The following is a 20,037-nucleotide window of genomic DNA, read 5'->3' as shown; positions in this document are numbered from 1 at the left end:
AAATTATTACTTATTATTAACAATCTATTTTAGTTATTTAGTTCGGTGCCATAAAACGCTGATTGGATTGGTACATCGCAAATAGGTAGTTGTTATAGCTGCTACCGCGTGTGGAATACCCTTTCAGCTTATGAATCATATTGCTGGCCGTAACTTCTTGATCCGCTTTACGCAATTGAGCGCGTGATGTACGGAACGATTTATAGGCCGGATGCGTATTCAGATTTGTTACGTAAGCGTTAACGCCTTCTTTAACTGAATCGTAATGCAAATAGCCTTTTACTTTGCCAGGTTCGCTGTTGCAATGGCGCTTGCTGCACTTCATACCAAACAAGTTGTTATTACTACGTGCGAGCTTAGAAGTACCCCAGCCACTCTCGGCTGCGGCCATCGTTGCCACCATATTGGTAGGAATGATGTCGACTTTTTCCATCAGCTGATTCCACGGCACACGCTTAGTATTACCATTCCACGCAATTTTATAGCGCTGGGTAATATCTTTCATGCGTGTACGCTCTGACGGTGAAAAGTTTCTCTCATACTGCTTAGAAACCAGCCAGTTACGGTCAGATCGGATCGCTGCATTTTGACTTGTAATGTATGGCATGACCGTCCGGAGAAACGCTTTTTTCCTGGGTGTTCCGGAAGGGTATTTTCGCAAATCAGGGAGCGATGCAATTTCACTATTGCGAGAATACTCTTTTTTACTACTTGCCAGTTTCTTACTTGGTGTCGCTGTGCTTTTAGTCTTAACTAATTGGGCTTTATGCGATTTTGGCTCATGTTTACTTGCTAATACCCCAGTTGAAAAACTGAAGGTCAGTAACATAAGTATCGCAGCCCCAAATCGTCGGATTGGGGTTGATATCATTAGATCTCCTGGTCGGATCGTTGCGTTTTCTGTGCCTTATTTGCTAAAGGTTTCGAATAAAGTAAACGCGGATACTAACAAAAATAGACCTTCAGAGCACCAAAAGAAATAATCCGATTCTGAAACGATGTCACGTACGATCTTCTTATGACGTTAAAAAGTATTGTGATATGCGATGGTTATCGCATATTCGGCACAAATTGATAACGCGATCACTCACCCTTTTAACTCATCCCCGATTATCCAATTTGGGGATGAATTCAGTTAATTAAAAGAGTGCCACACTGGGTAAAAGATAATCACAGGCTTAAACCTATGAAAACATTACCTCTGTTATTTCTTCTGTTTCCCGGCCTTGTCCAGGCCGCGTGGACGGCACCCGGTTTGCCTGCATTTAAAGAGCAAAATCCTGGCTTATTCGTCAGCGAGGGGAAACTTGCCAAAGGCACATTGCCGCTCAGTCTTAAACTCGACCAGGCCTGCTGGCAGCCCGCAGAAACCATCAAGCTGAATCAGGCACTTTCGCTAAAACCCTGTGAGGGCGAGGCTCCGGTCTGGCGTCTGTTCCGCGATGGCGAGTATCGGGTGCAAATTGACACGCGCAGTGGAACGCCAACGCTCAGTTTGAGTGTGATGAGTGAGGCGCAGGCGGCGCCGGTTGATGTCACTCGCCAGTGCCCAAAATGGGACGGCAAACCGCTTACCATGGATGTCAGTAAAACCTTCCCGGAAGGCAGCGAAGTGCGCGATTTCTACAGCGGCCAGACGGCGACGGTCAAACAAGGCCAGATTACCCTAATGCCTGCCGCGAACAGCAACGGTCTATTGCTTCTGGAATCCACAGCCACCAAACAGGCCGCGCCTTTTAGCTGGCACAACGCCACCGTCTATTTCGTGCTGACCGACCGTTTTGAAAACGGTAATCCCAGCAATGACAACAGCTACGGTCGCCACAAAGACGGTATGCAAGAAATCGGCACGTTCCACGGCGGCGACCTGGCGGGGTTAACGCAAAAACTCGATTATCTACAGCAACTGGGCGTGAACGCGTTATGGATTAGCTCGCCGCTCGAACAAATCCACGGCTGGGTCGGCGGCGGCACGAAAGGGGACTTTCCGCATTACGCCTACCACGGCTACTACACCATGGACTGGACAAAACTCGACGCCAACATGGGCACCGAAGATGAGCTGCGCACGTTGGTCGATGAGGCCCACAAACGCGGCATTCGCATTTTGTTCGACGTGGTGATGAACCACACTGGCTACGCCACGCTTGCCGATATGCAGGAATATCAGTTTGGTGCGCTGTATTTGAAAGGTGATGAACTCACTAAAACCCTCGGCAAACACTGGACGGACTGGAAACCTGGCCCTGGTCAGAGCTGGCACTCTTTCAATGATTACATCAATTTTGGTGACAAAACCGCCTGGCAAAACTGGTGGGGGAAAAACTGGATCCGCACCGATATCGGCGATTACGACACGCCCGGTTTTGATGACTTAACCATGTCGCTGGCGTTCTTGCCGGACTTGAAAACCGAATCCACGCAGCCTGCGGGTCTGCCGATATTTTATCGTCACAAGCCTGATACCCACGCCAAAGAGATTGCGGGCGGCACCGTGCGTGATTATCTGACCCACTGGCTGAGCCAATGGGTGCGCGATTATGGCATCGACGGTTTCCGGGTAGACACCGCAAAACACGTTGAAAAAGCAGGCTGGCAGCAGCTTAAAGAGCAGTCTGTTGCCGCTCTCGCCGAATGGAAAAAGGTCAATCCGGACAAGAAGCTGGATGATACGCCATTCTGGATGACCGGCGAATCCTGGGGCCATGGCGTGATGAAAAGCGATTACTACACCAGCGGCTTCGACGCGATGATCAACTTCGATTATCAGGAACAGGCAGCAAAAGCGGTGAACTGCCTGGCGGATATGGATCTGACATGGCAGCAAATGTCGTCAAAATTGCAGGATTTCAACGTTCTTAGCTACCTTTCATCGCACGATACTCGCCTGTTCCGCGAAGGTGGCCAACGCGCGGCAGAATTGCTGTTGCTGGCACCGGGAGCGGTGCAGATTTTCTACGGTGATGAAACCGAACGCCCGTTTGGCGCGACCGGTTCCGACCCGCTTCAGGGCACGCGTTCTGATATGAACTGGGGTCAAAACGTTGCAACTCTTACGCACTGGCAGAAAATCAGCCAGTTCCGCGCCCGCCATCCGGCGATTGGGGCGGGAGAGCAAAACACGCTAAGTATGAAGCAGGGGTACGGTTTTAGCCGCGCCGCAGGCGATGACAAAGTGATGGTGGTTTGGGCGGGGATGCCCTCACCCTAGCCCTCTCCCCCAGGAGAGGGAATTGTTGGCCCTTTCCCCCTCTCCCTCAGGAGAGGGAATTGTTAGCCCTTTCCCCCTCTCCCTCAGGAGAGGGAATTGTTGGCCCTTTCCCCCTCTCCCTCAGGAGAGGGAATTGTTGGCCCTTTCCCCCTCTCCCCCATGAGAGGGGATTATTGGCCCTTTCCCCCTCTCCCTCAGGGAGAGGGTTGGGGTGAGGGTGGTTTATGCTGACAAATCAAAAATCAGCAGCACATTGCCCATCAGAGGCTATCCTTAATGCGTTTGCACCGCGTCTTCTCCGGCGCTATGGTTAGCCTCTTTTTGATGGTCAAAGACAGATCTACGTTATGACGTTTTCACTTTTCGGCGACAAATTCACCCGCCATGCAGGCATCACGCGCCTGATGGAGGATCTCAACGACGGCCTGCGCACACCTGGAGCGATCATGCTCGGTGGCGGTAATCCGGCGCAAATTCCTGCGATGAACGACTACTTCCAGGCATTGCTGACAGACATGCTGGCGAGCGGGAAAATGACCGACGCATTGTGCAATTACGACGGCCCGCAGGGGAAAAGTGAGCTACTCGACGCGCTGGCGCAGATGCTGCGCACAGAATTAGGTTGGGATATTAGCCCGCAGAATATTGCACTGACAAACGGCAGTCAGAGCGCGTTTTTCTACTTGTTTAACCTGTTCGCCGGGCGTTACGCCGATGGCAGCACCAAAAAGGTGTTGTTCCCGCTGGCTCCGGAATACATCGGTTATGCCGATTCCGGCCTTGAAGAAGACCTTTTTGTCTCAACGCGCCCGAATATCGAACTGCTGCCGGAAGGCCAGTTTAAATACCACGTCGATTTCGAACACCTGCATATCGGCCCGGACACCGGCATGATTTGCGTGTCGCGCCCGACCAACCCGACGGGCAACGTCATCACCGACGAAGAGCTGATTAAGCTCGATGCGCTGGCAAACCAGCACGGCATTCCGTTGGTTATCGATAACGCCTATGGCGTGCCGTTCCCCGGCATTATATTCAGCGAAGCGCGCCCGCTGTGGAACCCGAACATCATCCTGTGCATGAGCCTGTCGAAACTCGGCCTGCCGGGCAGCCGCTGCGGCATCATCATCGCCAATGAAAAAATCATCTCTGCAATCAGCAACATGAACGGCATTATCAGCCTCGCCCCAGGCGGTGTTGGCCCGGCGATGGCGTGCGAGATGATCAAGCGTAACGATTTGCTGCGCTTGTCCGAAACCGTGATTAAACCGTTTTATTACCAGCGTGTTCAGGACACAATCGCGACCATTCGCCGCTATTTGTCGCCAGAACGCTGCCTGATCCACAAACCAGAAGGGGCGATTTTCCTTTGGTTGTGGTTTAAAGATTTGCCGATTTCCACCGAGCTGCTTTATCAGCGCCTGAAAAAGCGCGGCGTGTTGATGGTGCCAGGGGATTACTTCTTCCCGGGCCTTGATAAACCGTGGCCGCACACGCATCAGTGCATGCGCATGAACTACGTGCCGGAGCCGGAGAAAATCGAAGCGGGCGTGAAGATTCTTGCCGAAGAGATCGAGCGGGCGTGGGCCGAAAGCGGTAATTAATTGCATTGAAAGGGCGGATGACGCTAACGCTTATCCGCCCAACGAATGCAGTTGTAGGTCGGATAAGCGCAGCGTCATCCGACAAAATTACCTAGCGAACCACCAGTGAATCGTACCCTTTCCAGCGGTAGTTCAGCATCGACACAATCCAGCAGGCAATAAACAACCCCACCACGATAAAGCCCGCGTTGCCGAGGTTTTCATTGAGCGCGTCCACCCATTTCCACACGCCGTTATGTAGGTCGAATTTATCCGCCAGCAGCCCTAATGCTTCCATGCCGCCGATGAACAACGCCACCACAACCGAGGTGCCGGTAATCGTCATGTTGTAATAGAGTTTGCGCTGCGGCTTGTTGAACGCCCAGCCATATGCGCCCACCATAATCATATTGTCGAGCGTATCAATCAGCGCCATGCCGCTGGCAAACAGCGCCGGGAACACCAGAATCGACCACATCGACATGCCGCTCGAAGCACTGGCGGCAGAGATGCCCAACACGCCAATTTCTGTCGCAGTATCAAAACCTAAGCCGAACAAAAAGCCCACCAGATACATGTGCCAGCTTTTGTTGATCATCTTGAACGTAGAACGGAACAGCCAGCTCATCATGCCGCCGCCGTTAAAATCGGTTGCTTCGGCAGACAGCGGTTCGCCGCGTTTTAGCTGACGGAAGTTGCGCCACACGCCGCGTAAAATCACCAGATTCACCAGCGCCATTGCCAGTAAGAAACAGGCCGAAACCGCCGTGCCAATCACACCGCCGACGTCATGGAACCAGTCCATATCACTCTGGAAAGCCGCCGCCGTGGCGGCAATCGCTACCGACGCCAGCACCACAATGCTGGAATGGCCCAGCGAGAACCAGGCGCCGATACCAAACGGGCGTTTTCCCTGCTGCATCATTTTGCGCGTCACGTTATCAATCGCCGCAATGTGATCGGCATCGACCGCATGGCGCAGGCCGTAGCACCAGGCCAGCAAACTCGCGGCCATCAGCGCTGTGCTGTGGTGGAACGAAACCAGCGCCCAGGCCCAGGCGGCAAGATTAGCGGCGACTAACACCACGAGCAAAACTGCGGCGCGTGGATTGTCACGAAGAACACGCAATAACATCATTTTATCCTTGTGAAGGAAGGGTGAAATGGGCGGCGGCAACCAGTGCCTGACCCAATGCCAGCGCACCGTCACCGGCCGGTAACAGTGTCGGGAAGAGCAGAGTGAAATCTGCGAGGTGATACGAAAATCTTTCGCGCATCAGGCGGTTATGCAAAACGCCACCGCTCAACACGATGGTGTTAATGGAAAGCTCACGCGCATGGATGCGGGCTAAATCGGCAAAGCCTTTTGCCAGCGCATCATGGAACGCCCAGGCGCGAGCGGTAGCGCAGTCATGCCAGTTCAGCCATTGCTGCCAGAAGGTTGCCAAATCCAGCTTGCCGTCGATAACCGGCAGCGTGACCGGGTGTGGGCAATTGCCACTTTGTGATGCCAGCGCTTCAAAGCGACAGGCGGCTTCGCCTTCATAACTTTGCTGTAGCGGCGCGCAGTTCAGTGCCGCAGCGGCGGCATCGAATAATCGGCCAGTAGATGAGGCGAGTGGCGCGTTGATTCCGCGCTCGATGGCTGTCGCCAACAACGGCCAGTTTTGTTCCCGAACGACGGCTGTTTCAGGCAGTTGCTGCCAGTTCGGGACAAAGGTTGCGCAATGGGCGAGAAGATTGCGCCACGGCTGACGAGCCGCGAGGTCGCCACCGGGCAGCGCCACGGCAGGCAGGCCGCCAAGATGTTCACACTCACGGTAATTCACGCGCAGGCATTCGCCGCCCCAAAGCTGGTCGTTCTCACCATAACCAATGCCATCAAGAGTCAGCGCAATCACATCGCCGCCGTTTAACGGCCAGCCGTGTTCTGCGAGACAAGCCGCAGCGTGCGCGTGGTGATGCAACACTTTGCGCACGGGCAAACCCATTTCAAGCCCCAGGCGGGCGCTGTGATAGCCGGGGTGCGCATCTACCGCAACAACTTGCGGCGTGAAGCTATAGACATCAAACATCAATTCACGCGCTTTTTGCCATTGCTGCTCAACGCCTTCTTCCGCGAGGTCGCCCAAATGCTGGCTGAGTACCGCCTGGTTGCCGCGCAGCAAACAGAAGGTGTTTTTCAGGTCAGAGCCAGTGGCGAAAATAGGCGGTAAAGCATCAAAACCTGTCGGCAATGGCAGTGCATCCGGCACAAAACCCCGCGCACGGCGCAGCACTTCACCCTCGGCGCGCACCACGGAATCATCCATGCGCTGCACGATATTGCGGTTATGCAGCAGCCAGCCGTCGGCGATATCCGCCAGTTCTTCAAGGGCTTGCTGATTGGTGATGGCAGGCGTTTTGCCATTTAAATTCCCGGAAGTCATCACCAGCGGGCCGCCGAAATCCTGCATCAACAAGTGCTGTAACGGGTTGGCGGGCAGCATCACGCCCACTTCGCTTAAATGCGGGGCGATAAATTCACTTAACCCGCTTAATGCGGACTTCTCTATTAACACAATCGGTGCCGCTGGCGTATTGAGTTGTGCGGCGACTTCGGCGGGTAAATCCGTTGAGTCAGGAAGCATCACCGCCAGCGGTTTTGCCGGGCGATGTTTACGGGTGCGCAGGCGGGAAACCGCGGCATCGTTGCACGCATCCACCGCGAGGTGGAAACCGCCCAGCCCTTTTATGGCGACGATTTTCCCGTCTTTTAACGCAGAAATGGCGGCTTGTAACGCAGCTTCACGCTCGAGTTTTTGCTCGCCACTTTGCCAGGCGATTTGCGGCCCGCATTCCGGGCAGGCGACCGGCTGGGCATGAAAACGCCTGTCCATCGGGTCGCGGTACTCTTTTTCACACGCCGGGCACAGCGGGAACGCCGCCATCACAGTGTTTGGGCGGTCGTACGGCATCGCCTTAATAATCGTGAAGCGCGGGCCGCAGTGGGTGCAATTGATAAACGGATAACGATAGCGGCGGTCGTTGGGGTCGTTAAGTTCCCGCAGGCAATCCGGGCAGGTCGCAGCGTCCGGCACGATTTGGGTGTCCATTGTACTGGCCGCGCTGTGGCGAATGGTGAAATCCTGCGGCAGTGTTTCCCAAAGCATTTCGGTTTGTTCGACGCTGTCGATACGCGCAAGCGGTGGGCAATGGGCGTGAAGCTCGCTGATAAACGTTTCGGGCGAAGACGCAAGGCGCACTAAAACTCCCGCGCCGTCATTGCAGACATCGCCGGTGAGTTTGAGTTTTTGCGCCAGTTGCCAGACGTATGGCCGGAAGCCAACGCCCTGAACTTTGCCGCGAATGCGTAGCATCACGCCGTTAAGATTCACTATTGTTCCTTAAAACGTTTGCCCTCACCCCGACCCTCTCCCCCAGGAGAGGGGGAAAAACTCCTTCTCCTGGGGGAGAAGGTTGGGATGAGGGTGGTCTTAAACCTCTACAGCCCGGCGCAAACGCGCCTTCATATCGCTGTAGGTTGTCTGCGCATAATTTTCCGCCCATTGCTGGTCGGCAATCTGGCTGACATTCACTGCACAATATTTGGTTTCCGGTGTTTTGGAAATCGGGTCGAGATTGTCTTGCGTCAGTTCATTACATGCGCCAATCCACCATTGATAGGTCATGTAAACCGAGCCAAGGTTAATGCGCTCGTTGACTTCCGCACGGCTGATCACTTTGCCGCGACGCGAACTCACCCACACCAGTTGCTTGTCTTTGATACCGAGCTTTTCAGCATCCGCCGGGTTCATCTGCACAAAGCCAGGCTCATCCGCCAGAGTTTGCAGCGCCGCACAGTTGCCGGTCATTGAGCGGCAAGAGTAGTGGCCGACTTCGCGCACGGTGCATAGCACCAGCGGATATTCTGCATCCGGCGTTTCGGCAGGTGCGCGCCACTCGGCGGCAAACAACTGGCCTTTGCCGGTTGGCGTATCGAACTTGCTGTCTTTGTAGAGATACGGCGTACCAGGATGATCCAGCGTCGGGCACGGCCACTGCACATGGCCCATATCGCCCATTTTTTCATAGGTGACGCCGTAGAACAGCGGGCAAAGTTCGCGCAGCTCATCCCAGATTTGCTGGTTGTTTTCGTAGTGCATTGGGTAGCCCATCGCGGTGGCGAGCAGGCTGATAATTTCCCAGTCACGTTTGACGTTGTATTTCGGCTCGATGGCTTTTTCAAAACGCTGGAAGCCACGGTCTGCACAGGTAAACACGCCGCCGTGCTCGCCCCATGAAGTGGCTGGCAAAATCACATCGGCGACTTCGGCGGTTTTGGTCATGAAAATGTCCTGCACCACCACAAAATCGAGGGCGGCAAAACCTTTGCGCACCAGGCCGAGATCGGCTTCGGTCTGCAACGGGTCTTCGCCCATGATGTAGTAGGCTTTCATCTCGCCGTGAATTGCCATGTGCGGCACTTCGGTAATACGCACGCCAACTTTGTCGTCCATATCCTCGGCGTTGATGCCCCACGCTTTGGCGAATTTGGCACGAACTTGCGGATCAACCACATCCTGATACCCAGGGAACTGGTTTGGCAAAACGCCCATATCGCAAGCGCCCTGCACGTTGTTTTGCCCACGAACCGGGCCAACACCGACGTTTTCACGGCCCAGGTTGCCGGTCAGCAGCGCAAGGCTGGAAAGCCCTTTCACCACGTCAACCGCCTGGCCGAATTGCGTCACGCCCATGCCCCACATGATGGTGGCAGAAGGGGCGGCGGCAAAGGTGCGCATCGCCTGGCGAACCTGATGTGCCGGAACGCCGGTTAAATGCTCGACGTCTTCTGGCGCGTAGCCTTTGACCACTTCGCGGTAAGCGTCCAGGCCTTCGGTGTATTTCGCCACGTACTCTTGATCGTAGAGTTGTTCTTCGAGCAGCACGTAGCCAAAGGCATTGACCAGCGCCATATTGCAGCCGTTTTTCAGCTGCAAATGCTGATCGGCAATGCGTGCGGTTTCGATGCGGCGCGGATCGCAAACAATGATTTTCGCGCCATTTTCTTTCGCTTTAATCACACGACGCGCCACGATCGGGTGCGAATCAGCGCAGTTATAGCCAAACACCAGCAGGCATTTTGAGTTTTCGATATCGCCGATGGAGTTACTCATCGCTCCATTTCCCAGCGTCACCTGCAAACCGGCAACCGACGGCCCGTGGCAAACACGCGCACAGCAGTCGACGTTGTTGGTATGCAGCACGCCACGTGCAAACTTCTGCATCACATAGTTGGTTTCGTTACCCGTTCCGCGCGACGAACCGGTGGTCATAATCGAGCGTGGGCCATATTGCTCTTTAATCGCTTTCAGGCGTTTCGCGGTATAGCTAATGGCTTCTTCCCAGCTCACTGGCTGGAGTTTTCCGCCTTTTTCGTAACGAATCATTGGCTGCGTCAGACGCGGTGTGAGCAGCTTAGTGTCGTTGAGAAAATCCCAGCCGTAGTAACCTTTCAGGCAGAGTTCATTTTGGTTGGTCACGCCATCAGCCGCTTCGGCACGGATAATTTTGTTCTTCTCAACAACCAGTTTCAGTTTGCAGCCTGCGCCACAGTATGGGCAGACGCTGGTAATTTTTTTCATCAGTAACAGACCTGTTAAAAGTGAATTTAGTGGAATTAGAAAATCAAAGATGAAGTGGCGTCGAACGCAGCACGACGGCGTTTTTCGGCACTCATTTGTTCAAGTTTGTTGCGATCAACACAGATAATCGCGTTGGTTGGGCAGGCTTCCATACACGCCGGGCCGGATGCGCGGGTGTGGCAAAGGTCGCACTTATTCGCTTCGGCTTTTTCTGCCATCACGTTTAAGCCCGCGCCGCTGTTGCGCACTACCGGGCGAACGACCACTTCCATCGCGCCGTATGGGCAAGCCACCACGCAGGTTTTGCAGCCGATGCAACGTTCTTGCATCACATTCACAAAACCGTGCTCGCGGCTGATCGCGCCATTCGGGCAGACGTTAGCGCAAGGCGCGTCTTCGCACTGACGGCACATCGTTGCGGTAGAAACATTCACGCCTTTAATGACATGAATGCGCGGGAGGAAGGTTTGCGGCGTTAATGTTGCGCAATCCTGCACTTCCTGGTGGGACACGACACAGGCCACTTCGCAAGTGCGGCAGCCAATACATTTGCTCGAATCAGCAATGATGAAGCGGTTCATCATGAACTCCTGGATAGAGTGTTTTTATAAGTTGGCGATAGACATACATAAAGTGTGCCAACTTTGAACCTAGCGTGATTCAAGGCGTGGCGCATTGATCGGGGAAGGGATGACAGTGACTTCGACACATATGACGATGTCATTTGGGCAAATGACAGAGGCTTCTGGAAAGCGGCTCGCAAACCCTGCAGGCAAATCTCGAAATGAATTCAGGAAACTTTTCCCTGCTGTTATGTTTCAGCGGACGGAGGGGTTAGAATGTATACAATATTGACGCATGAAGCGGCAGCCGAAGAGCTCATTACTTTACCTTCGCAATTGCGAGGTCGTATGTTTCGCTTAATTGAGCGGCTGGAATCTGAAGGTAACCAACTTAGAATGCCTCATAGCCGGGTGCTGGGCGGTGGGCTTTTTGAGCTGCGCGTGGGCGACAAAGATATTGCTCGGGTGGTCTATGCTTTTAGTTATGGGCAAACTATTTATATTCTGCATGCCTTTACTAAAAAGACACTCAAAACCCCGGCAAGCGCCATTGAAATTGCCCGGATAAGGCTGAAGGAGTTTATGAAGTGAAACCCGTCTCTCTTGATGCACTGAAAACGAAAATGCTCAGCGATGATGAGTCCGTGCAGGCTTACAACGAAGCCGATCGGGAACTGGCGCTGGTTCAGGCTTTATATGAAATGCGCGAACGGGCTGGACTGACGCAAACCGAGCTAGCAAATAAGCTCGGAACAAATTCGACGGGTATTAGCCGTCTTGAGAAAAACCCCCTGAGTGCCAGTGTCAAAATGCTCGAACGCTATGCCGCCGCCTGTGGCGCAAGGATTTCACTCGATATTCATTACGTCTGATTTACCACTGTCGGATGACTCTAACGCTTATCCGACCCACAAAACACGTAGGTCGGATAAGCGCAGCGTCATCCGACAAAAACTACTCGAACTCTGGCGCTTCCAAATCCGCGAAACCGCCTTTGCCTTCCCAGTTCGCCAGGCGCTGATACACCGTCTCGACCGCCGCTTTGATCGCGTCGGTCATCGGGTAATAAAAGCCGACGATATCCGGCTGAATGCCTAAGAAAATCACTTCGCCAACATCCTCTTTCAGCTGATCAATCAGGTAATTGAGTGGCATGTTGTGGGTGGTCATCATAAACATTTCGGCGATATCGTCCGGGTCGATGATGCGGATTTCACCTGGCGCAAGGCCCATATCCGTGGCATCGACCAGCAGCAATCTTTGCGGGCGCAATTCGCGAATCGCCACCACGTCATTTTCAGGTGCGGTGCCGCCGTCGATAACCACCCAGTCGCCTTGCGGGGCAGCCTGGCACTTTTCAGCGAGCAACGGGCCTGCGCCGTCGTCACCCATCATGCTGTTGCCGACACACAATAAAACGTTAGTCATAGCGTCTCCGAACCATCAAATAAATGGCGGGTTCTTGTTGAATGGCTTGCAGCATATCGAGCAATTCCTGGCTCCATTCCTGCTGCTGTTCGGTTTGCGTTGGTTTGGCGGCATCAAACGCTTTCGCTAACAAAACCACATGGCTTTGGTCGATAACAATTTCGCCGTAACGCGGCACACCTTCCATTTTGCGCCGCGCTTCGCTGCCTTCTTCAAGCGTGGCAATCCACGCTTTGTAAGGCTCAAACGAACAAACCAGGTTCTCTTTCAGGCAGTCGATAACGCCGAGATGGTGGCCGATTGCCAGGCTGTAATAAACCACCTGTTGCGCATCACTCGGTGTGTTGTCATTTTCATCGACAAACTTACGGCTAAGCTGGCAAAACACCACCGACTCGCTCATTACACGCGCTCCTGCTTCACCAGTGCTTCGAGATTACCGACGATTTCAGTCAGACGCGGATCGTTCTCGTGCGCCAGCCACTGCTCAACACTGCCGCTACCGGCGGTGAGGTTTTCCATGTAATTGTCAGCAATCTGGCGACCATAGCGATAACCCGCCAGGCGACGTGCTTCGCGGTCGATACGCACACGCAATGGCTGAACCATATCCGGGTGCAGAATCTGCGCCGGTTGCGCGTCCATTTCGCTGGCTTCGCGAGCGTGGATTTTCTGCTCCAGCAAACCTAACGCCATAGCAAAACCGTACAGCGTTGCCGCAGGCGTTGGCGGGCAGCCAGGAATATAAACGTCTACAGGAACGATTTTATCGGTGCCGCCCCAGACGCAATACAGGTCGTGGAAGATGCCACCGCTGTTGCCACATGCACCGTAAGAGATGCAAATTTTAGGGTCCGGCGCTGATTCCCAGGCACGCAGCGCGGGGGAACGCATCGCGCGAGTGACAGCGCCGGTAAACAGTAAAATGTCCGCATGGCGAGGTGACGGAACCACTTTGATCCCGAAGCGTTCTGCGTCGAAAAGTGGCGAAAGGGTGGCGAAAATTTCGATTTCGCAGCCGTTACAACCACCGCAGTCAACGCGGTAAACATACGCGGAACGTTTAATTTTTTTCAGCAGCGACGCTTTCATGCTGGCGATGGACTCATCCACCGTCATTGGCACAGGCATGCCTTTATCGTCGCGCGGGCCGAGTAACATACTCATGAGCGCACCTCTCTTATCTGGCGGCTAAGGTCGATTTGGTCGGAAGACACCAGGCTTTGCTGGCGTTTGCATTCCGGGCAGGTTTCAAACGAGGCGCGGTGCGCTTCGGCGAATTTGTCGCCGTTGTGCTCAAGCAGCGCAATCGCGTAATCAATCTCTTTTTGCACCGCGTAAGGCTTGCCGCACTGGCGGCAGTTGCACAGGTCGAAACGCGCCTGTTGCAGGAAATCTGCCTTGTTCCACACTGCCAGTTCATATTGCTGCGAAAGCTTGATGGCCGCCGTTGGGCAGACTTCTTCACAGCGCGCGCAGAAAATGCAGCGCCCAAGATTGAAAGTCCACGCCAGTTGCCCGGCCACCAGGTCGGTTTCCACGGTTAAGGCGTTAGACGGACAGGCGTTCACGCACGCCGCACAGCCGATACACTGCTGCGGATTGTGTTCCGGTTTGCCACGGAAATTAGGGTCCACGGCAATCGGCTGTAGCGGGTACGACTCGGTGGCTACGCCGCCTTTAATGGCTTTTTTGATGAAGTTAAACATGGTGACTCCGTTTATTTCAGCGGCGAATTGGTGCGTTCAATGCTGTAGCGCTCAAGCTCTTTGTACGGCACCACTTTGGTCTTGCGCTTACGCACATCCACCACCGTCATGCGGTCGGTACAGGAGTAGCAAGGATCGAGGCTGCCGATGATCAGTGGCGCGTCAGAAACGGTGTTGCCACGCAGCATGTAACGCAGCGTCGGCCAGTTGGCGTAGGTCGCCGCACGGCAGCGCCAGCGGTACAACTTCTGGTTATCGCCGGTCATTGACCAGTGAATGTCATCGCCGCGTGGCGCTTCAGAGAAGCCAAGCGCGAAACGGTTTGGAATATAGGTGAAACCGTCAACCGCCAGCGGGCCGCCAGGCAAGTTATCGAGGCCAAAATCAATCATATTCAGCGCGGTATAAACCTCGTTGATACGCACTTTCAGGCGCGACAACACGTCACAGCCGGTTTCGCTGTGGACTTCCATCGGCAGCAAACCGTAACCCACAAACGGGTGATCGGCGCGGGTGTCACGGGCGTGGCCGCTGGCGCGAACCATTGGGCCGACGTTACTGAAATCGCGAGCGATTTGCGGGTCAAGACGGCCAATGCCGACGGTACGCTGTTCGATGTTTGGCGTGCTCATCAGGATATCGACCAGGTCTTTCACTTCGCGGCGCATCTGTTGTGCGAGCTGGCGCGTCTGGATCATGTCGTCTTTCAGCAGATCACGACGGATCCCACCAATCAGGTTCAGGCCGTAAGTTTTACGCGCGCCGGTGAGGATTTCCGCCATTTTCATCGACATCTCACGCACGCGGAAGAACTGCATAAAGCCGGAGTCGAAGCCGACAAAGTGGCAAGCCAGGCCGAGGTTCAGCAGGTGGCTGTGGAGGCGTTCCACTTCCAGCAAAATTGCACGGATCATCTGGGCGCGTTCTGGCACCACGATACCCATCGCGTTCTCAACAGACGTGGTGTACGCGGTGCTGTGGGCGAAGCCGCAAATACCGCAAACACGGTCAGACAAGAACGTCACTTCGTTATAACCCATGCGGGTTTCAGCCAGTTTTTCCATGCCACGGTGGACGTAGAACAGGCGGTAATCGGCGTCGATAATGTTCTCGCCGTCAACGAACAGGCGGAAGTGGCCCGGTTCGTCAGAAGTGACGTGCAGCGGGCCAATCGGCACCACGTTGTTCTTCTTGCTGCCCAGCTCGTTAATGAACTGGTAAGTTTCCTGATCGGTGGTCGGAGCCGGGCGCTGACGGTAATCCATGCTGTCTTTACGCAGCGGATACAGGTCGTCTGGCCAATCATCCGGCAGTACTAAACGGCGTTCATCCGGCAGGCCAACAGGTTGCAGGCCGTACATGTCACGCACTTCACGCTCGCCCCAAACGGCGGCTGGAACGCGCGGCGTCACAGACGGGAATTCAGGTTTATCAGCGTCCACTTCAACGCGCACGGTGATCCAGCATTTCACGCCGCTTTCCATGGAAAGCACGTAGTAAACCGCGTAGTTGCCGCACAACTGGCGTTCATCGTTACCGAACAATACGGATAACCAACCGCCTTGCTGGTAGTAAAGCCACTCCACCACTTCTGGCAGCATGTTGAGCTTCACGGTGACGGTGATTTGGTCTTTGGTCTGCCACGCTTCGTCGATCACCGCATGAGGAAATTGCTTATGCAGCGCCGCGAGATAATGTTGGCCAATCTTTTCTTCAGACATAGATAAATTCTCTTAAATCACGCCGCCAGCAAGGAGACGAAGGCTAAAAAGGCAAAGCCAAAACCGGCCCAGGTAATGCGCGAGGTTTCCAGCATTCGTAAACGCGCCATGCTGTTTTCGAACAGCGCGATAATCAGCACGCCAGCCACCAGTTTTACTGCCGCCAGAGCCAGCGCAATCACCAGGCCGCCCCAGCTAAATTCGCTCATCTGGCCCCATGGCAGGAACACGCCGACGAACATTTGCAGCACCACTAATTGCTTGAGGGAAATCCCCCATTTCAGCACCGCAAAACCCGCGCCGCTGTATTCGGTCAACGGGCCTTCCTGCAATTCTTGCTCGGCTTCTGCGAGGTCAAATGGCAGCTTGCCCATTTCGATAAAGGTGGCGAAGGCACAGGCAGCGAGCGCCAGAATCAGCGTTAAGCTGTGTGTGACAGGCCAGTGGTAAATGGTGGAAGCGATATTGCTGATATGCGTGCTGCCCGCGACTTGCGCCGCAACCCACAGTCCCAGAATCAGGATCGGTTCAACTAACACGCCGAGCATCGCTTCACGGCTGGCACCGATGCCGGTAAACGGGCTACCGGTGTCGAGGCCTGCAATCGCAAAGAAGAAACGCGCAATCGCGAACAGGTAGATAAGCGTTATCAAATCGCCCAGCGACGGCAGTGGCGAATACAGCGTCACCACTGGCAGCGCGGTGGCAATCGTCAGCATCACGCCAACCATCACAAACGGCATCAGGCGGAACACCCAGCCGGAAGCTGCCGGAGCCACGCTTTGACGGCTGAACAGTTTGAACAGGTCACGATATTCCTGCATCACGCCAGGCCCACGGCGGTTGTGCATGCGGGCGCGAGTCACGCGGGTAATACCGGACAACAACGGCGCGACGGCAAACAACACCAGCGCCTGAATCAACGAAAAGAAAATGGTATTCATCTCAGGTTCCTTAAGCGCAAACCGCAACCAGCAACACCGCCAGTTCAATCATCGCCAGGCGACGGAACGTCCCCGCCAGGCAATCACACTGCCAGCCAGGCACCCATTTCACCGGGTTCAGGGTTTTGCGCAGTTTCAGCAGTGGCGCAAACGCCGCTTTTACTGGCTGAGCAAAACCACCCGCTGTAATCACCATCGCCTGTTCGTGGTCGTAACCACAAACCCAGGCCGTGCCGCGTGAGCGGTTTGGCAGACGGTCGCCACGGAAAATCACCATTAGAATGAATGGCAGCAGCGGGCTGGCAATCAGCAGCAGGGTGATCATCGGTTGTGAAACGGTGGTATTGGCGGTTTCCAGCGGTAGCGGAATCGCGTTTTGCAGCAGCGGAATCAGCCACGGCGCGGCGACACCGGCAATCACACAACAGGCCGCCAATGCAGCCACGGACAGGTTCATCAGGAATGGGGCAGAGGTCGCGTTTTCAGCTTCCGGCGTGCGAGGCGCACCGAGGAAAGTCACGCCATAAACCTTCGCCATACACATCACTGCCAGTGCGCCGGTAATCGCCAGTCCAACCGCCAGCATTGGGCCGAGGAAGCGAGCAACAAACAGCGGCAACGTGCCGAGATGGAAGAACGACTGGTAAATCAGCCACTCACCCGCAAAGCCGTTCAGCGGCGGCAATGCAGCCATTGCCATCAAACCGACCAGCATGGCGATAGAAATCAGCGGCATACGCTTGCCAATTCCACCGAGCTTTTCAATGTCGCGATGACCGGTACGGAACCAGACCGCGCCCGCGCCGAGGAACAATGTGGTTTTGAACACGCTATGGTTGAACAGGTGATACAGGCCGCCAATCATGCCGAGTGCGACCAGCGCCGATTCGTTTAGCGCCAGGCCAATCAAACCGCAGCCGAGGCCGAGTAGAATAATGCCGATGTTTTCCAGCGAGTGGTAAGCCAGCAGGCGGTTGATGTTGTGTTCCATCAGCGCGTAAAGGCCGCCGATAAACGCCGTAATCATCCCTAAAACCACCACTAAAACGCCCCACCATAACGGCATTGCGTTGCTGATAAGCGAGAAACTCATGATGCCGAACAGGCCGATTTTCAACACTACAGCGGAGAACAGCGCGGCTGCCGGAGCAGAAGCGTTGGCGTGTGCTTGCGGCACCCAGCCGTGCAGCGGAATAATCCCCGCCATCAAACCAAAACCGACCAGGCCGAGCAGCCAGACGACAGAGCTAATTGGCGCGCCGTTAGTCAGCAGATGCAGTTCGGCGTAGCTCAGCGTGCCGTATTGTTTCCACAGCATCCAACAAGCGATCGCCAGCAATACGGTGCCGAGGCGGCCAAGCGCGAACCAAAGTTGCCCGGATTTCTGGCAGCCGGTGAGGAAGTAGCCAGCGAGTGCGACGATTTCCGCCAGCACCACTAACATGCCGATGTTATCCGCCACCAGTGCGGCAACTGCCGCCGCCATCACCAGATTCACCAACAAGCCGTTCGCTTTAATCGCGTTATGACGATGCCAGTCGATATTAAACAGAGAGATAAACAGGCCTGGCAGCGCCAGCGTCACCAGCCACACGCCGTTAAACGCGTTGAGCTGCAAACTCTGGTGCCAGATTTGCGCCATACCGCTGAATCCGGTTAGCGCCTGGAAACCGGCAATCAGCACCAACACTGAGCTTATCGCGCCGCCGATCCCGGCAATAAAGCCGCTAATCGGTTTATTAAATGCCGTGATACCCGCCAGAACGGCGCTTAATACAAAGCCTATCAGCGCCCAATGAATCAGGATAAAAGCACTCATTTTTTCACCTCAGGCTGGGTAAACAGGGTGAGATCGCCAAGCGTCGCGCCCAAAGTCAGTTCACGTTTGAGCTTGCTGGATTTAGCAATGTCATTGTTATCAACCACACGCAGCGCTTTGGTTGGGCAGGTGCGCACACACGCCGGGCCGCTTTCATCGAAGAAGCACATGTCGCATTTCACAGCGATAGCGCGAACGCCAGGCACCCAGTCGATAAGCGAGCTGACACGAGCCGGAGCAGGCGGTGCAGGTGGCGCTTTCGGGCTGTTGGCATTCGCCGGGATATGAATCGGGCGGCTGCCGGAAAATTCGATAGAGCCGAATGGGCAGGCGATTGCGCAGAGTTTGCAGCTGACGCACAGGCTTTCATTAAGCTGCACCGCGCCATCGACGCGAGTAATGGCGTTAGCCGGGCAAACGCCTGCACACGGCGCATCTTCGCAGTGATGGCATATTTGCGGCGCGGATTCATTCGCGTCACGCATCACTTTCAGGCGTGGCATAGATTGCAGGCCGTGCAGACGGTGCGTTTCAGAGCAAGCCGCCTCACAGGTATGGCAACCCATGCAGAGTTTGGAGTCGGCGATAATAAAGCGATTCACCAGGTCATCCTTAGAGCACATCATCATTTATGACGAAACTGTGCCGAAGTTTGTCGTTTCGACAGTTTTCGACACCCAACAGGGCAATCAGGCCTGAGCACGTTGTTGCAGTTGAACCATTGATACCGGGGTATCGCTGTTTACTGCGCTGTACAGGCTTTCGTAGACCGGGTGAATTTTTTCGAGGTAATGCTCGAGCACATTTTCACGGTCACGGTTGCTGATGCTGTTGTCTACCTGGCCATGGTCATCAAGAATGGCTTTTGCAATCAGGACTCTGTCTTCACCATTACGTTTTTCTACATAATATTCAATGGTATGGCTGTTAAAGCCTTCTGCCAGTCGAACGTTGATCACGAAATGGTCAAATAAGAAAAAGCGCAGAGAATCATCAGGATTGCAGCCTACTGCGTGATGCAGTTTTGCTTTAGAAAGGGTGATGCCCTGAATCAACGTATTGCAGTATTGCTGCCACTGCGCGAGCAAGCGCTGATGCTTGTCGGCAATGTATTCGGCTTTTTCGCTCAATTCCCAAATGTTCATTATTAAATCACTCTGTTTTTGCTGATGCGTTTACAGAGCACGTTTCGTGCCAATATTGTAGTTGTTTGAAATTATTGGTTTTTGTATTAAATGGTGGCGAATAGCCACAGGAATGACATGTCATTTCGACATGTTTGACGGGGGGTGACATTTTGAGTCCACCCTCACCCTAACCCTCTCCCTGAGGGAGAGGGGACTTTCTTTTCCCCCTATCCTGAGGGAGAGGGGATAGCCCGGCTAATCTGTTTTCTCCCTCTCCTGGGGGAGAGGGCTGGGGTGAGGGCTGG

Annotated in this window: 18 protein-coding genes; 4 read left to right on the top strand and 14 right to left on the bottom strand. The window is 54.5% G+C overall.

Annotated elements, in window-relative coordinates:
- Positions 1–37: 37 nt before the first annotated feature.
- Positions 38–871 carry a protein bax gene (locus D6029_RS12280; RefSeq protein WP_120065030.1) on the bottom strand — a complete coding sequence of 278 codons (834 nt, stop codon included), beginning with the start codon at positions 869–871 and terminating at the stop codon, positions 38–40.
- A gap of 315 nt (positions 872–1,186) precedes the next feature.
- On the opposite strand from D6029_RS12280, the gene D6029_RS12275 reads away from it, so the two are divergent.
- Together D6029_RS12275 and avtA are read left to right on the top strand one after the other, a co-directional pair.
- Positions 1,187–3,211 (top strand): alpha-amylase, encoded by a 2,025-nt coding sequence (locus D6029_RS12275; protein ID WP_120065029.1) that lies wholly within the window; start codon positions 1,187–1,189, stop codon positions 3,209–3,211.
- Positions 3,212–3,558: 347 nt separating this feature from the next.
- Positions 3,559–4,815 carry a valine--pyruvate transaminase gene (gene avtA, locus D6029_RS12270; protein WP_120065028.1) on the top strand — a complete coding sequence of 419 codons (1,257 nt, stop codon included), beginning with the start codon at positions 3,559–3,561 and terminating at the stop codon, positions 4,813–4,815.
- Positions 4,816–4,906: 91 nt separating this feature from the next.
- On the opposite strand, the gene D6029_RS12265 is transcribed toward avtA, so the two are convergent.
- The 4 genes from D6029_RS12265 to hydN all read right to left on the bottom strand — a co-directional run bounded on the left by D6029_RS12265 (position 4,907) and on the right by hydN (position 11,002).
- Positions 4,907–5,929 carry a HoxN/HupN/NixA family nickel/cobalt transporter gene (locus D6029_RS12265; RefSeq protein ID WP_120065048.1) on the bottom strand — a complete coding sequence of 341 codons (1,023 nt, stop codon included), beginning with the start codon at positions 5,927–5,929 and terminating at the stop codon, positions 4,907–4,909.
- Positions 5,930–5,933: 4 nt separating this feature from the next.
- A complete protein-coding gene (hypF, locus tag D6029_RS12260; RefSeq protein ID WP_120065049.1) occupies positions 5,934–8,153 on the bottom strand; it encodes a carbamoyltransferase HypF in 2,220 nt (739 codons plus the stop codon).
- A gap of 117 nt (positions 8,154–8,270) precedes the next feature.
- Positions 8,271–10,421 (bottom strand): formate dehydrogenase subunit alpha, encoded by a 2,151-nt coding sequence (gene fdhF, locus D6029_RS12255; RefSeq protein ID WP_120065027.1) that lies wholly within the window; start codon positions 10,419–10,421, stop codon positions 8,271–8,273.
- Between the two features lie 35 nt (positions 10,422–10,456).
- Positions 10,457–11,002 (bottom strand): electron transport protein HydN, encoded by a 546-nt coding sequence (gene hydN, locus D6029_RS12250; RefSeq protein ID WP_120065026.1) that lies wholly within the window; start codon positions 11,000–11,002, stop codon positions 10,457–10,459.
- 258 nt (positions 11,003–11,260) lie between these two features.
- Here hydN and D6029_RS12245 point away from each other — a divergent pair, with 258 nt between their 5' ends.
- Positions 11,261–11,575: a type II toxin-antitoxin system RelE/ParE family toxin gene (locus D6029_RS12245; protein WP_120065025.1), complete on the top strand. Its 315-nt coding sequence runs from the start codon at positions 11,261–11,263 to the stop codon at positions 11,573–11,575.
- Positions 11,572–11,856: a helix-turn-helix domain-containing protein gene (locus D6029_RS12240; protein ID WP_120065024.1), complete on the top strand. Its 285-nt coding sequence runs from the start codon at positions 11,572–11,574 to the stop codon at positions 11,854–11,856. Before D6029_RS12245 ends, D6029_RS12240 begins: the two co-directional genes overlap by 4 nt.
- Positions 11,857–11,938: 82 nt before the next feature.
- Here D6029_RS12240 and hycI read toward each other — a convergent pair whose 3' ends face one another.
- The 9 genes from hycI to hycA all read right to left on the bottom strand — a co-directional run bounded on the left by hycI (position 11,939) and on the right by hycA (position 19,750).
- On the bottom strand, positions 11,939–12,412 hold the full coding sequence (hycI, locus tag D6029_RS12235; protein ID WP_120065023.1) for a hydrogenase maturation peptidase HycI: 474 nt from the start codon (positions 12,410–12,412) through the stop codon (positions 11,939–11,941).
- Complete coding sequence (locus tag D6029_RS12230; protein WP_120065022.1) at positions 12,405–12,815, bottom strand: formate hydrogenlyase maturation HycH family protein; 411 nt, start codon at positions 12,813–12,815, stop codon at positions 12,405–12,407. Before D6029_RS12230 ends, hycI begins: the two co-directional genes overlap by 8 nt.
- Positions 12,815–13,579, bottom strand: coding sequence for an NADH-quinone oxidoreductase subunit B family protein (locus tag D6029_RS12225; protein ID WP_120065021.1), 765 nt, complete (start codon positions 13,577–13,579; stop codon positions 12,815–12,817). The genes D6029_RS12230 and D6029_RS12225 overlap by 1 nt, the downstream gene beginning before the upstream one ends.
- Complete coding sequence (locus tag D6029_RS12220) at positions 13,576–14,121, bottom strand: formate hydrogenlyase complex iron-sulfur subunit (protein WP_120065020.1); 546 nt, start codon at positions 14,119–14,121, stop codon at positions 13,576–13,578. The genes D6029_RS12225 and D6029_RS12220 overlap by 4 nt, the downstream gene beginning before the upstream one ends.
- Before the next feature lie 11 nt (positions 14,122–14,132).
- Positions 14,133–15,842, bottom strand: coding sequence for a hydrogenase large subunit (locus D6029_RS12215; protein ID WP_120065019.1), 1,710 nt, complete (start codon positions 15,840–15,842; stop codon positions 14,133–14,135).
- Positions 15,843–15,859: 17 nt separating this feature from the next.
- Entirely contained in the window at positions 15,860–16,786 is a 927-nt protein-coding gene (locus D6029_RS12210) for a respiratory chain complex I subunit 1 family protein (RefSeq protein WP_120065018.1), read from the bottom strand.
- Between the two features lie 10 nt (positions 16,787–16,796).
- Positions 16,797–18,605, bottom strand: coding sequence for a formate hydrogenlyase subunit 3 (hycC, locus tag D6029_RS12205; RefSeq protein WP_120065017.1), 1,809 nt, complete (start codon positions 18,603–18,605; stop codon positions 16,797–16,799).
- A complete protein-coding gene (locus tag D6029_RS12200) occupies positions 18,602–19,207 on the bottom strand; it encodes a 4Fe-4S dicluster domain-containing protein (RefSeq protein ID WP_120065016.1) in 606 nt (201 codons plus the stop codon). The genes hycC and D6029_RS12200 overlap by 4 nt, the downstream gene beginning before the upstream one ends.
- Before the next feature lie 87 nt (positions 19,208–19,294).
- Positions 19,295–19,750: a formate hydrogenlyase regulator HycA gene (gene hycA, locus D6029_RS12195; protein WP_120065015.1), complete on the bottom strand. Its 456-nt coding sequence runs from the start codon at positions 19,748–19,750 to the stop codon at positions 19,295–19,297.
- Positions 19,751–20,037 lie beyond the last annotated feature (287 nt).

It is taken from the genome of Buttiauxella izardii (assembly GCF_003601925.1).
GTDB lineage: Bacteria > Pseudomonadota > Gammaproteobacteria > Enterobacterales > Enterobacteriaceae > Buttiauxella > Buttiauxella izardii.
This window is presented reverse-complemented; position numbering and strand designations above follow the sequence as displayed.